The organism is Clostridium sulfidigenes (genome assembly GCF_000732635.1).
GTDB classification, from domain to species: domain Bacteria; phylum Bacillota; class Clostridia; order Clostridiales; family Clostridiaceae; genus Clostridium_J; species Clostridium_J sulfidigenes.
The window spans coordinates 1-13891 of the sequence record NZ_JPMD01000036.1; the positions used below are offsets into that span (position 1 = coordinate 1).

The 13891-nt window shown below is 31.3% G+C and carries 16 protein-coding genes; all 16 read left to right on the forward strand.

What is annotated here, in order from left to right; translation table 11 throughout:
* Positions 1-115: 115 nt before the first annotated feature.
* Positions 116-988, forward strand: coding sequence for a M23 family metallopeptidase (locus IO99_RS14120; protein ID WP_051824155.1), 873 nt, complete (start codon positions 116-118; stop codon positions 986-988).
* 179 nt (positions 989-1167) lie between these two features.
* Positions 1168-1629 (forward strand): MarR family winged helix-turn-helix transcriptional regulator, encoded by a 462-nt coding sequence (locus IO99_RS14125; RefSeq protein ID WP_035134559.1) that lies wholly within the window; start codon positions 1168-1170, stop codon positions 1627-1629.
* A 16-nt stretch (positions 1630-1645) separates the two neighbouring features.
* Positions 1646-2620, forward strand: a complete 975-nt coding sequence (locus IO99_RS14130) for a beta-ketoacyl-ACP synthase III (RefSeq protein ID WP_035134560.1) — start codon at positions 1646-1648, stop codon at positions 2618-2620.
* Between the two features lie 26 nt (positions 2621-2646).
* Positions 2647-2877: an acyl carrier protein gene (gene acpP, locus IO99_RS14135; protein ID WP_035134562.1), complete on the forward strand. Its 231-nt coding sequence runs from the start codon at positions 2647-2649 to the stop codon at positions 2875-2877.
* 49 nt (positions 2878-2926) lie between these two features.
* On the forward strand, positions 2927-3868 hold the full coding sequence (fabK, locus tag IO99_RS14140) for an enoyl-[acyl-carrier-protein] reductase FabK (RefSeq protein ID WP_035134563.1): 942 nt from the start codon (positions 2927-2929) through the stop codon (positions 3866-3868).
* A gap of 15 nt (positions 3869-3883) precedes the next feature.
* The gene (fabD, locus tag IO99_RS14145; protein ID WP_035134564.1) at positions 3884-4828 is read left to right on the forward strand and encodes an ACP S-malonyltransferase; all 945 of its coding nucleotides are present in this window, start codon (positions 3884-3886) and stop codon (positions 4826-4828) included.
* A gap of 14 nt (positions 4829-4842) precedes the next feature.
* On the forward strand, positions 4843-5583 hold the full coding sequence (gene fabG, locus IO99_RS14150; protein ID WP_035134565.1) for a 3-oxoacyl-[acyl-carrier-protein] reductase: 741 nt from the start codon (positions 4843-4845) through the stop codon (positions 5581-5583).
* 22 nt (positions 5584-5605) lie between these two features.
* Positions 5606-6844: a beta-ketoacyl-ACP synthase II gene (gene fabF / locus IO99_RS14155; RefSeq protein ID WP_035134566.1), complete on the forward strand. Its 1239-nt coding sequence runs from the start codon at positions 5606-5608 to the stop codon at positions 6842-6844.
* Positions 6845-6847: 3 nt separating this feature from the next.
* On the forward strand, positions 6848-7375 hold the full coding sequence (gene accB, locus IO99_RS14160; RefSeq protein ID WP_035134567.1) for an acetyl-CoA carboxylase biotin carboxyl carrier protein: 528 nt from the start codon (positions 6848-6850) through the stop codon (positions 7373-7375).
* A 61-nt stretch (positions 7376-7436) separates the two neighbouring features.
* The gene (gene fabZ / locus IO99_RS14165) at positions 7437-7865 is read left to right on the forward strand and encodes a 3-hydroxyacyl-ACP dehydratase FabZ (protein ID WP_423219432.1); all 429 of its coding nucleotides are present in this window, start codon (positions 7437-7439) and stop codon (positions 7863-7865) included.
* Between the two features lie 19 nt (positions 7866-7884).
* Positions 7885-9234 (forward strand): acetyl-CoA carboxylase biotin carboxylase subunit, encoded by a 1350-nt coding sequence (locus IO99_RS14170; protein WP_035134569.1) that lies wholly within the window; start codon positions 7885-7887, stop codon positions 9232-9234.
* Between the two features lie 64 nt (positions 9235-9298).
* A complete protein-coding gene (gene accD / locus IO99_RS14175) occupies positions 9299-10126 on the forward strand; it encodes an acetyl-CoA carboxylase, carboxyltransferase subunit beta (RefSeq protein ID WP_035134570.1) in 828 nt (275 codons plus the stop codon).
* A 30-nt stretch (positions 10127-10156) separates the two neighbouring features.
* Positions 10157-10963, forward strand: a complete 807-nt coding sequence (locus tag IO99_RS14180) for an acetyl-CoA carboxylase carboxyltransferase subunit alpha (protein WP_035134571.1) — start codon at positions 10157-10159, stop codon at positions 10961-10963.
* Between the two features lie 240 nt (positions 10964-11203).
* A complete protein-coding gene (locus IO99_RS14185) occupies positions 11204-12079 on the forward strand; it encodes a DegV family protein (RefSeq protein ID WP_035134576.1) in 876 nt (291 codons plus the stop codon).
* 87 nt (positions 12080-12166) lie between these two features.
* Positions 12167-12814, forward strand: a complete 648-nt coding sequence (locus IO99_RS14190) for an amidase domain-containing protein (RefSeq protein ID WP_051824158.1) — start codon at positions 12167-12169, stop codon at positions 12812-12814.
* A 180-nt stretch (positions 12815-12994) separates the two neighbouring features.
* Positions 12995-13861, forward strand: a complete 867-nt coding sequence (map, locus tag IO99_RS14195) for a type I methionyl aminopeptidase (RefSeq protein WP_035134616.1) — start codon at positions 12995-12997, stop codon at positions 13859-13861.
* Positions 13862-13891 lie beyond the last annotated feature (30 nt).

Below are 13891 nucleotides of genomic sequence, written 5' to 3' on the forward strand. Positions count from 1 at the left end.
ATATTAGTATATAAAATTAATATTTTATTAATAATAAAATTGACTATTGTTTTGTACATTATGTTTAAAATAATTTCAATGGGGTATATTATCATTGTAGTAGGGAGGTAATACAATGATGAAAAATATACTACGAGAATTAGTCATAGTATGTGTATCACTCTTATGTATTTTAACTATGATTACCATGAATCCGGTAGAAGCAAAAGAAAATGTAAAAGCGAATGAAAAAATAAAGGCAGTAGTTATGAAATCAGATGGTGTAGAAATTGGCATAGTTGCTGATGAAGCTACAGGTAACAATGCTCTTAATAAAGTAAGAGATATCTATATAGATACATGTAATATAGATAATGTTAAAGATATTGCTGTAAATAATAAGATAGTATATGAAAAAATAACTTGTAATAAAGAAGATGTTTTAAGTGAAAGTGAAATTTCTAATAAAATAATAGGATACAATAATACAAATGATAACAGTTTAATTAACTTTACAGTTACAAAAGAAAATCAGGTTAAATATATACAAAAGACTAATAATTCGCAAGTTGCTTTTACGCCTCTTAGTAGGGGGAATACCCAAATAAATAGAGAGGTTTTTTTACACAATTCAATAACAACACCTATAAAAGGTATACTAACTTCCACTTTTGGTGAGAAGAGAGAAGGATATTATCATAAGGGGATTGATTTGGCTGCTAATACAGGTACTGAAATTCAAGCTGCATTAGATGGAACAGTGAGCTTTTCAGGGATAGCAGATGGGTATGGTAAAGTAGTAATAATCGACCATAGTGATAACTTGCAGACTGTATATGCACATTGTAGCAAATTAAATGTGTCTGAAGGTGAACAGGTTCTAAGAGGGCAAGTTATAGCAGAAGTTGGTAATACTGGAGATAGCACAGGTCCACATCTACATTTTGAGATAAGAGTAGATGGAGTTCCAATAGATCCTTTAGGATATACAGGGATAATTGGATATTAAATTTTTAATAAAGTCTAGATTTATCTAGACTTTATTTTTGGTAAAAATGAATAAATTGTGACAAGTTAAATTATTTGTAAAAATAAAAGTAAAAAATATATATTGACTTTGTTTTTCTTTAGTAATATACTTTGATTATCAAACTATTTGAAAGTCAAACAAAAGGAGAATAAAGTAGAATGAAATCCTTAAATTCAAATAAATACGTATTAAATGAATTATTAGTAACTATATTTAATGATATTCTAGAGATTGAACAAACTGCTCTACAAGAAGGAGTACTTAAAGATTTATCGGTTACAGAGATACATACTATTGAAGCTATAGGAATGTATCATCCAAGAACAATGACGGAAGTAGCAAATGATTTAAATATTACAGTAGGTACTTTAACTACAGCCATAACGAAACTTGTAAAAAAAGGATATGTAGAACGTACAAGAGGAGAAGAAGACAGAAGATCTGTAATGATAGCTCTTACTAGAAAAGGAAAGTTAGCATATAGAGTTCATGAAAAATTTCATCAGGACATGATTAGTGAAACTATAAAAGGTTTAACAGATGAAGAGGAAGAAGTGCTAATAAGATCTCTAGAGAAAGTAAATAGCTTCTTTAAGTCAAAATACAATCTTAAAAAATAAGTAAAGGAGAATAGATGTGATTGGTTCAAGAATACTAGGAACAGGTTCTTATACACCATCTAATATAGTTTACAATAAAGATATAGAAAATATTGTAGATACTTCAGATAGCTGGATTAGAGAGAGAACTGGAATTGCGGAAAGAAGAATTTCTACTGGAGAAGATACTTCAGAATTAGCAATAAAGTCAGCTTTAAAGGCTTTAGAAGATAGTAATGTAGATGGTAAAGAAATTGATTTAATTTTAGTGGCTACAGTTTCACCAGATAGTTTAATTCCATCAGTTGCATGTAATGTACAAAAGGAAATAGGTGCTGTAAATGCTATGGCTTTTGATATAAATGCTGCATGTAGTGGATTTATATTTGCGCTAGATATAGCTAAGGGATATATAGAAACAGGTAGGGCTACAAAAGCTTTAATAATTGGAGCAGAGGTATTATCTAAAATCGTAAATTGGGAAGATAGAAATACTTGTGTATTATTTGGAGATGGAGCAGGAGCTGTAGTTATAGGAAAAGATTCTGAAGAGTATATAAGTTATATCAACTGTAAAAGTGTAGGATCTAAAGGTGAATCCCTTACTTGTGACATACTTCCTATGGAGAATATATGTACCAAGGAAGTTATAAATAATAATAAGATTCAGATGAATGGAAAAGATATTTATAAGTTTGCTGTTAAGGTTATGGAAGAGGAATTTAATAGAATTATTGAAAAAAGCAATATAAAAAAGGATGATATAGATTTTATACTTCCACATCAAGCTAATATAAGAATGATAGAAAGTGTTAGTAAGAAAATTGATATACCTTTATCTAGATTCATTATAAATTTAGACAAAAAGGGGAATACATCTAGTGCAAGTATTCCAATAGCTTTAGATGAAGCAAATAAAAATGGTCAAATTAAACAAGGAAGTAACATAGTAATTATAGGATTTGGTGGTGGACTAACCTATGGTAGTGCACTGTTAAAATGGAATAAATAATTAAAAGTATATAGGAGGAATAAAAAATGGTATTAGAAAGAGTAAAAAAAGTTATAGCAAAAGAACTAGGTGTAGAGGTAGAGGAACTAAATATACAAGCAAGTTTTACAGATGATTTAGGAATAGATTCTCTAGAAATATTTGAAATTGTTATGAGTTTAGAAGAAGAGTTTGATATTGAAATTCCAAATGAGGATATAGAAAACATAAAAAATGTTCAAGATATTTCAAGCTATATAGAAAGCAAAGTTAATTAAAACAAAGGTCAGATAGCTATCTATCTGACCTTAACCATAGGAGGTATATATGTTCAAATCAGATATATGTGAAGCTTTAGGAATACAATACCCAATAATTCAAGGGGCTATGGCTTGGATTGCAGATAGCATATTAGCAAGTAGCGTATCAAATGCGGGAGGACTTGGAATTATAGCGGCAGGAAATAACTCTCCAGAAAATGTTAGATTAGAAATAAGAAAAGCTAAAGAACTTACAGATAAACCTTTTGGAGTAAACATAATGCTTCTTAGTGATAATGCAGATGAGGTTGCTAAGATTGTTTGTGAAGAAGGAGTAAAGGTTGTTACAACAGGCGCAGGAAACCCAGGTAAATACATGAATATGTGGAAAAATCATAATATTAAGGTTATTCCAGTAGTAGCTTCAACAGGGCTTGCAAAACGAATGGAGCGAAGTGGAGCAGATATGGTAATTGCTGAAGGTTGTGAAGCTGGTGGACACATAGGAGAACTTACAACTATGGCACTTCTTCCTCAGGTTATAGATGCTGTAAATATACCTGTTATAGCAGCTGGTGGTATAGGAGATTCTAGAGGAATGTTGGCTGCATTAGCATTAGGTGCTAATGGATTTCAAGTAGGAACTAGATTTCTAGCAGCTAATGAATGCACTATTCATGAAAATTATAAAAAGAAGGTAATAGAATCAAAGGATATAGATTCAGTAGTTACAGGTAGAAGTACTGGGCATCCTGTAAGAGTTCTTAGAAATAGATTATCTAGAGAATATGTAAGGCTTGAGAAGTTAGGTACATCAGCTGAAGAGCTAGAGCAATTAGGGGTTGGTGGACTTAAAAAGGCTGTTATAGACGGTGATGTAGATAATGGTTCTATTATGGCAGGTCAAATTGCAGGTTTAATAAAAAAGGAAGAAAGCTGTGAAGAAATAATTAAAGATTTTGTAGAAGGTACTGAAACTTTACTAAAATCCATGATAAATAAATTTTAAAATTGAGAGGTAACTATGAAAAATATCGCATTTATTTTCCCGGGCCAAGGAAGTCAGTACGTAGGTATGGGAAAGGAAATATATGAAGAATTCTTAGAAGCTAAGAAAGTATTTGAAAAAGCTAACAAAATTTTAAATAAAGATATAAGTGAGTTATGCTTCAATGGTCCCATAGAAGAACTAACTTCTACTGAAAATAATCAAGTAGCTATAGTAACTCTTTCAATAGCATTATTTGAAATTTTAAAATCTCATGGAATAAATCCTAAAGTTGTTGCAGGATTGAGCCTTGGAGAATATTCTGCTCTAATCTCAAGTGGAATTATGAATTTTGAAGAAGGATTAAGAGTAGTAAGAGAAAGAGGAATATTCATGAAGGAAGACAGTGATAAAACTAACGGATCTATGGCGGCTATCATTGGTGGAAAAATAGAAATTATAGAAGAAGTCTGTAATGAACTTAGTGATAAAGGAATAATAGGTATAGCAAATTATAATTGTAGTTCTCAAATTGTAATTTCAGGAGAGGATTTCTTAGTAGAAGAAGCTATGAAAAGTTTAAAAATTGAAGGCGCCAAGAAAATTGTTAAGTTACCAGTAAGTGGAGGATTTCATACAGAATTAATGGAAAATGCATCAAAAAAATTAGGAGATGTATTAAGTGAGGTAACTTTTAATGAAAGCAATATAGAAGTAATACCTAATGTTACAGGAGATGTTTTACAAAACGTAATGGAACTTAGACAGTTGTTAGAAGCTCAAGTTAAATCTTCTGTGAAATGGCAAAAGACAATAGAAAATATGATTGATATGGGAATTAATACTTTTATAGAAGTTGGACCAGGAAAGGCCCTTAGTGGTTTTGTAAAGAAAATAAGTAAAGATGTAAAAATATTAAATGTTGAGGATAAAGAATCAATTTATAGTACATTGAAATATTTACAAGAAGCTCATGTATAGGAGAGGATATATATATGTTTAAAGGAAAGAATGTGGTAGTTACTGGAGGAAGTAGAGGTATAGGAAGAGCTATAGCTATAGAGTTTGGTAAAAAAGGAGCTAATGTGGTTATAAATTATGTTAGTAGTGATGCAGAGGCAGAAAAAGTTGCCGAGGAAATAAAAAGTCTTGGAGGAAATGCTATTTTAGTAAAAGGAGATGTAAGTAGTTTCGAAGAAGGAAAAAAATTAATAGATGAAACGGTAAAAGTTTTTGGAACTATAGACATATTAATTAATAATGCAGGAATAACAAAAGATGGATTAATTATGAGAATGAAAGAAGAGCACTTTGATAAGGTTATAGATATAAATCTTAAGGGTGTATTTAATACTTGTAAGAGTGCAGTGGCTCACATGCTTAAACAGAGAAGTGGAAAGATTATAAATATTTCTTCTGTAGTAGGAGTTGTAGGGAATGCAGGGCAGGCAAACTATGCAGCATCTAAAGCCGGTGTTATAGGACTTACTAAGTCAATAGCTAAGGAAGTAGGAACTAGAGGGATAACTGTAAATGCTGTAGCACCAGGATTTATAAAAAGCGATATGACAGATGTATTAAGTGAAAAAGTAAAGGATGGTATGTTAGGACTAATCCCTTTAAATAGATTTGGAAATGTAGAAGATGTAGCAAGGACTGTAGTTTTTCTTGCATCAGAGGGTGGAGACTATATAACAGGTCAAGTTATAAATGTAGATGGCGGAATGGTAATGTAGTTATTTAAGGAGGACATATAAAGTGAATAGAAGAGTGGTAATCACAGGTATGGGAGCATTAACTCCTATTGGTAATGATATTAACAGCTTTTGGGATGGAGTTAAGAATGGTAAATGTGGCATAGATTTTATAAAATCTATGGATGTAGAAAAGTTTAAAGTTAAAATAGCTGCAGAGGTTAAAGGTTTTGACCCTACAGAGGTTATTGATAGAAAAGAAGCTAAGAGAATGGATAGATATTGTCAACTTGCTATGGCAGCAGCAGAGGAAGCAGTAAAATCTTCAAATTTAGATTTAGATAGTATTGATAAATATAGATTAGGTGTTTTAATTAGTTCAGGAATTGGCGGACTCGATACATTAGAAAATGAATATAAAAGAATGTTAGAAAGAGATACAACTAAGGTATCACCATTTTTAATTCCTATGATGATAGAGAATATGGCAGGAGGAAATGTTGCTATTAAATATGGTGCTAAAGGGCCATGCCTATCTGTAGTGACAGCTTGTGCTACAGGAACTAATAGTATAGGTGAAGCTTTTGAGATGATAAAGGCAAATAGAGCAGAGGTAATGATTACAGGTGGGACAGAGGCATCTATAACATCAATAGGTCTTGCTGGATTTACTGCGTTAACGGCTTTAAGTAAGAGTGAGGATCCTAAAAAAGCATCTACTCCTTTTGATAAAAATAGAAGTGGATTCGTAATGGGTGAAGGAGCAGGAGTTTTAATTTTAGAAGAGCTCCAGCATGCAAAGGCAAGAGGTGCAAAAATATATGGTGAAGTTATTGGATATGGAGCTACTTGTGATGCCTATCATATCACTCAGCCTAGTGCTGATGGAGAAGGGGCAGCAAGAGCAATGCAACTTGCCATAGAAGAAGGAAATGTAAGTTTAGAAGATATATCATATATTAATGCTCATGGAACTAGTACTCCATATAATGATAAATTTGAAACTATAGCTATTAAAAATTTATTTAAAGAACAAGCCTATAAGATCCCAGTTAGTTCTACAAAGTCAATGACAGGACATTTATTGGGAGCATCAGGTGCTATAGAATCAATTGTATGTATAAAAGCTTTAGAGGAAGGGTTTATTCCAGCTACTATTGGTCTTGAAGAGAAGGATGAAGATTGTGATTTAGATTATGTTCCTAATATTGGAAGAAGAGCAGAACTAAAATATGCTTTGTCTAATTCCTTAGGATTTGGTGGTCATAATGCTACACTTTTATTTAAGAAATGGGAGGAATAAATTATGAATTATGAAGCAATTGAAAGGCTAATTAAATTAATAAATGATTCCGATCTTAAGGAATTAGAACTAGAAGAAGCAGGACTTAGAATAAGGATGAGCAAAAATGATTCTAGCAAAATTATTTATAATGAAGATGCTAGAGCATTAAATCAATCTAAAATCACAGATAAATGTGATACAGAGTTTGTTAGTCATACTAATAATGTAAGTGATAATACTTCAGTAATATCAACAAAGCATGAAGAAATAATTACTGAAGAAATAGCTACTGAAGAGAGTAATTTAGAAGAATGCTTTATAGTCAAGTCACCTATGGTAGGAACATATTATTCTTCACCTACAGAAAATGGAGAACCTTATACAAAAATAGGAGATTCGGTATCAAAGGAGTCAATTCTGTGCATAATTGAAGCTATGAAATTGATGAATGAAATTGAATGTGAAGTTGAAGGAACGGTGGCTAAAATATTTGTTAATAATGGAGATGTAGTAGAATTTGGTCAGCCTATAATGGCGATAAAACTTTAGAAATATAGATTATATAAAGGAGGTAGTATAAATAATGTTAGATGTAATAGAAAGTGATGTAATAAAACTCAATATAAAAGAGATACAAGAAATAATACCTCATAGATATCCATTTTTATTTGTAGATCAAATAGAAGGTTTAGAACCAATGAAAAAAGCAGTAGGATATAAAAATATAACTATGAATGAATATTTTTTTCAAGGTCATTTTCCACAAGAACCAGTATTACCTGGAGTGATAATAGTAGAAGCGCTTGCACAAGTTGGTGCCATTGCATTACTTTATGATGAAAAGTTTAGAGGTAAGATAGCCTACTTCGGTGGGATAAAAAATGCTAGGTTTAAGAGAAAAGTTATACCTGGTGATAGATTAAAACTAGAAGTTGAAATTATAAAGATAAAAGGACCAATAGGTATCGGTAAAGGAATTGCCACAGTTGATGGAGTAGTAGCTTGTGAATGTGAATTAACCTTCGCAGTAGGAGTATAAAAGTAAGAGAGGTAGCCGTATGTTTAAAAAGATATTAATTGCTAATAGAGGAGAAATTGCAGTTAGAATAATTAGGGCTTGTAGAGAAATGGGAATACAAACTGTAGCTGTATATTCTGAAGGTGATAGAGAAGCTTTGCATGCACAAATGGCAGATGAGTGTGTTTGTATTGGACCATCAGCCTCAAAGGATAGTTATCTAAATGAAAATAATATATTAAATGCTACTATTTTAAAAGGTGCAGAGGCTATTCATCCAGGGTTTGGATTTTTATCTGAAAATAGTAGATTTGCCAAAATGTGTGAAGAGTGTAATATTAAATTTATAGGGCCCACAGCAGAAAATATAAACAATATGGGAAACAAGTCAAAAGCCAGAGAACTTATGGAAAAGGCTAATATACCAGTAGTACCAGGATCAAAGGGAATTATAAATAATGAAGAGGAAGCTATAGTAATAGCTAAAGAAATAGGATATCCAGTAATGATAAAGGCCTCTAGCGGAGGCGGTGGAAAAGGAATTAGGATTGTAAATAATGAGAATCAGCTTATAAGTGATTTTAATGCAGCAAAGAGAGAAGCAAAAGTTTCATTTAACGATGATTCGATGTATATAGAAAAGTTTATAGAAAAACCAAGGCATATAGAAATACAACTCATAGCAGATAATTATGGAAATACAGTATATCTAGGAGAGCGTGAATGTTCTATACAAAGAAAAAATCAAAAGGTGTTAGAAGAAGCACCATCAGTATTTATAGATGATAGTATGAGAAAAAAAATGGGAGAGACTGCAGTTAAAGCAGCTAAATCTATAGGGTATGTAAATGCTGGAACTATAGAATTTCTAGTAGATAAGCATAAGAAGTTCTATTTCATGGAGATGAACACTAGAATACAGGTAGAGCATCCTGTAACAGAAATGGTAACAGGAGTTGACTTAATAAAAGAACAAATTAGGATAGCTTATGGAGAAAAGTTAAGTTTTTCACAAGAAGATATAAAAATTACAGGTCACTCTATTGAGTGTAGAATAAATGCGGAGGATCCTTATAAAAATTTTAGACCTTGTCCAGGTGAAATAACTAATTTATATGTACCTGGTGGAAATGGGATTAGGTTAGATTCTGCCGTATATCAAGGATATAAAATTCCACACTGCTATGATTCAATGATTGGTAAACTTGTAGTTCACGGTAAAGATAGAGAAGAAGCTATAAGCAAAATGAAAAGAGCATTAAGTGAATTCATAATAGAAGGAGTTAGTACTAACATAGACCTTCAGCTTGATATTTTAACTAATGAGAGTTTTGTAGAAGGAACTTTTGATACAGGGTTCTTAGAAGCATATCTTAATAAAGTTAAATAGTTTAAATCTAAATGAGGTAATTATATGAAAGATTTAAGGTCATTATTTAAAAAAAAATGTTTATATCGAAGTAAAACCGAGCAATAAAGAGGGCGAGATAAAAAAGAGACCACAAGTACCTGATGGAATGTGGATTAGATGTCCTAAATGCGGTAATACCATATATAGAGGAGATTTAATAAGTAATTTAAAAGTGTGTTATTCTTGTGGAGGACATTTTAGACTTACAGCAAGAGAAAGAATTAAGCAAACAATCGATGAAGGAACATTTAAAGAATTATTTGCAGATATGATTTCAGACAATCCTTTAGACTTTCCAGAATATACGGAGAAGGTAAGTAAGATACAAAGAGTTACTAATATGAAGGAGGCTGTTATAGCAGGTATAGGGAAGATAGATGGTAATACTGTAGTTATATGTGCTATGGACAGTAATTTTCTCATGGGAAGTATGGGAAGTGTAGTTGGAGAGAAGATTACACGAGCCATAGAATTAGCAACAAAGGAGGAACTTCCAATAGTAATATTTACTTGCTCTGGAGGAGCAAGAATGCAAGAAGGAATATTTTCTCTTATGCAAATGGCCAAAACGTCAGCAGCATTATCCTATCATAATGATAGGGGATTACTATATATATCTGTACTAACAGATCCAACCACTGGAGGTGTAACAGCAAGTTTTGCAATGATAGGAGATATAATACTTGCTGAACCTAATGCACTTATTGGATTTGCAGGACGAAGAGTTATTGAGCAAACAATAAAGCAAAAGCTACCAGATAATTTTCAGACAGCGGAATTTCTTTTGGAAAAGGGCTATGTAGATAAGGTTGTACACAGGAAGGATATGAAGAGTACTCTTAGTACTATTATAAAAATACATGTGAATTGAAGATACAAGGAATAGAGGTGTTGGAAGTAGATGGATAACAAGTTTAGCTCGTGGGAAAAGGTAAGTATAGCACGTAGTATTAAGAGACCTACAGCACTTAACTATATTAATAGTATATTTGAGGATTTTATAGAGTTAAAAGGCGATAGAGGCTATGGCGATGATAGTGCCATAGTAGGTGGTATAGCTAAATTTGAAAATAAAAGTGTTACAGTTATTGGAATACAAAAGGGCAATAGTACTAAAGAAAATATAGAAAGAAATTTTGGAATGCCAAAGCCAGAAGGATATAGAAAAGCATTAAGACTTATGCTCCAAGCAGAAAAATTTAAAAGACCTGTAATTATTTTTGTAGACACTCCAGGTGCTTTTTGTGGAATAGAATCAGAAGAGCGCGGTATAGGGGAGGCAATTGCTAAAAATCTTATGACTATGAGTAATTTAAAGGTTCCTATAGTTTCTATGATTATAGGAGAAGGTGGAAGTGGAGGAGCATTGGCTCTTGCTGTTGCTGATGAGGTATGGATGCTTGAGAATTCTATATACTCAATTTTATCTCCAGAAGGATTTGCATCTATTTTATATAAAGATGTTACTAAAGCTAAAGAGGCAGCTGAAATAATGAAAATAACATCTTCAGATTTATTAGGTTTAGGAGTTATTGATAGGGTTATCAAAGAACCTAAAGGAGGAGCACAGGAAGATTCAAATAAAATGATTTTAAGTATAAAAGCAAATTTAAAAGAAGTATTAGAAAGATTAAGTAAAGAACCTGTAGACTCTTTATTGACTAAGAGATATTATAAGTTTAGAAAGTTAGGTAAATATATAGAATAAACTAATAAAATATGGTAATATATGACTAATTATAATATAGTATTGATGTAAATTGTTTTAACTTATAGTAAAATGATTATAATACTAATAATAATTGGTCTTATTTTATTTTGTTAATATATAATTAAATGAATAATTGAACTAGCTATTATAATATAGAAGAGACCATAATTAAAATTAAGTATATAAAATGAATGTAGTAAAAGCTATATAAATTTATAAATGAGAGGAATATGATATATGAATAACAAAGTAGTTTTAGTAGTTGATTCTGGTAGCGATTTACCTATTGAATTTATAAATCAACCCAACATAGTAGGTCTACCTATTGGGTGTAATTTCAAAGGCCGAGATATAGAGGATTATTTTGGTCAGACTTTGGATATTAAAGAGTTTTATGATGGTTTAAGAGCTGGAGATATGTATACTACATCCCAGATTAATGTATATAAATTTGAAGAAGCTTTTAAAAATATAGTAAAAGAAGGAAAAGCAATTATTTATATAGGACTATCTTCAGGGTTATCAGGAACTGTAAATAATGCAATAAATGCGTCTTTAAGTGTGAAAGAAGAATATCCAGATTGTGATATAACTATAATAGATACATTATCTGCTAGTATGGGAATAGGATTACTAGTATATAAGGTTTATGATATGATGAAAGAAAATAAATCAAAAGAAGAAATAGTTGAGTTTGCGGAAGGAATAAAACTAAAAATAAATCATTACTTTACAGTAGATGATTTAAAGCATTTAAAAAGAGGTGGAAGAGTATCAAGTTCTGCTGCAACGGTGGGAACTTTACTTAGTGTAAAACCGGTACTTCATATGAATAATGAGGGGAAACTAATACCTCTTAGTAAGGTTAGAGGTAGAAAAAAGGCTATGCTAGAGCTTGTAAAAAAATTTGAGGAAAGAAGCATAGGAGAAGAACAACTAATAACTATTTCTCATGGAGATTGTTTAGAAGATGCAAAGTTGTTAGAAGAGTTCTGTAGAAAAAGCGGAAGAGTTAAGGAGTGTATAATTAATAATTTAGGACCTACTATAGGTAGTCATACTGGAGCAGGATTATTAGCACTATTTTTTGTTGGTAATGGCAGAGAAGAGTAAACAAATCAGTAGATTGTGAGTATATAGGTATTATAGATGTTAAATTATGACCTAATTAACTTTAATATTTAAGATGGGAGGCTGATTATGAAGAGTACAAGATTACTTAAAATAATCAAAAATATCAAAAGAAAATCCCAACTTAAAGATGAGATAATCAATAGAAAAAACTATGTATATAATAGAGCAAGAGCTAAAGCTTATGCTGAAGCTTATGCAGAGACTCCCAATGTAAAAGAATACCCTGTATTTAAGGATAATGACTGTACTAATTTTATAAGTCAAGTTTTAGTAGCTGGCGGAATGAAAATGAAGGGGTCAGATTATAGAAAGTTTACAGATTGGTTTTGCTATACTAAAGATCCAATGGCTTTAAAGAGAATTTCTCTAACATGGAGAAGTGGTGAATACTTTAGAAAATATTGGGGAAATAAAGATGGTGAAGGAAATAATATGGCAAATGAATTCAGAGAGTTAACGGTAGAAGAAGCAATAGCTAGGTTTGATGAACTATATACTTATATAATGATAGGTGATGTTATACAATATGCAGATAGCAATAAAAAAGTATATCATTCCCAAGTAGTACATGCTAAAGAGTTTAATATAGCATTAAATAGAAATGATTTATTTGTAGCTCAGCATACATTAAATAGAAAGCATGTATCTTTATATGAATATCTAAAGTTATTAAAGAACAAAAAGGGAAGATATATTTATATTTATCATTTTTAATTTCTTTAAAAGTTTTGTAGATGTATTTCTACAAAACTTTTTTTACTAATATTCACTATTAAAATATGGTAAGAAGGAATAAGTGATATAATAGAAGTAAAACATATAGTATATAAAATAGAATAATTTTATACTAGATTTATATATAAATGTATGAGGTAAATTATGATGGAGGTTAATATGGATAAATTAAATAGAAATGATAGTTGTTGGTGTGGTAGCGGATTAAAATATAAAAAGTGTCATATGGAGCAAGATAAGTATTTAGAAAAGTTAAGTGAGCAATATGGATATAAAATACCAAGAGATATTATAAAATCACAAAAAGACATAGAGGGAATAAGAAAAAGTTGTGCTCTAACTAAAGAGATACTAGATATGGTAGAAGAAAGAATAACAGTAGGAATATCTACAGAAGAAGTAAATAAATGGGTCCATGAATATACAGTATCCCATGGAGCATATCCAGCACCTTTAGGATATCATGGCTTTCCTAAGAGCACCTGTGTATCTATAAATAGTGTGGTTTGTCATGGTATACCAGACGAAGAAACTATAATAAAAGATGGTGATATAGTTAATGTTGATGTAACTTGTATTCTAGATGGTTATTATGGTGATTCAAATAGAACATTTCTCATGGGAAACGTTAGTGATAAAGCAAGAGATTTGGTACAAACTGCTAAAGAGTGCTTAAAGATAGGAATAGAGCAGATAAAACCTTTTAATACTTTAGGAGACATAGGATTTGCTATAAATCAGTTTGCAACTAGCAAAGGATATTCTGTAGTCTATGATTATGGTGGTCATGGTGTAGGTAATGAATTTCATGAAGAACCTTTTGTTCCTCATATAGGACAAAAAGGCGAAGGGATGATTCTTCTACCTGGAATGACATTTACAGTAGAACCAATGATAAATGAAGGGGTACCAGAAACTGTTGTGTTAGATGATAACTGGACTGCCGTCACAGAAGATAACAAGTTATCTGCTCAGTGGGAACACACCATACTGGTTACTGAGGATGGTTATGAAATATTAACTTAATATATATTTGTACACAAGAGGGTTAAATTT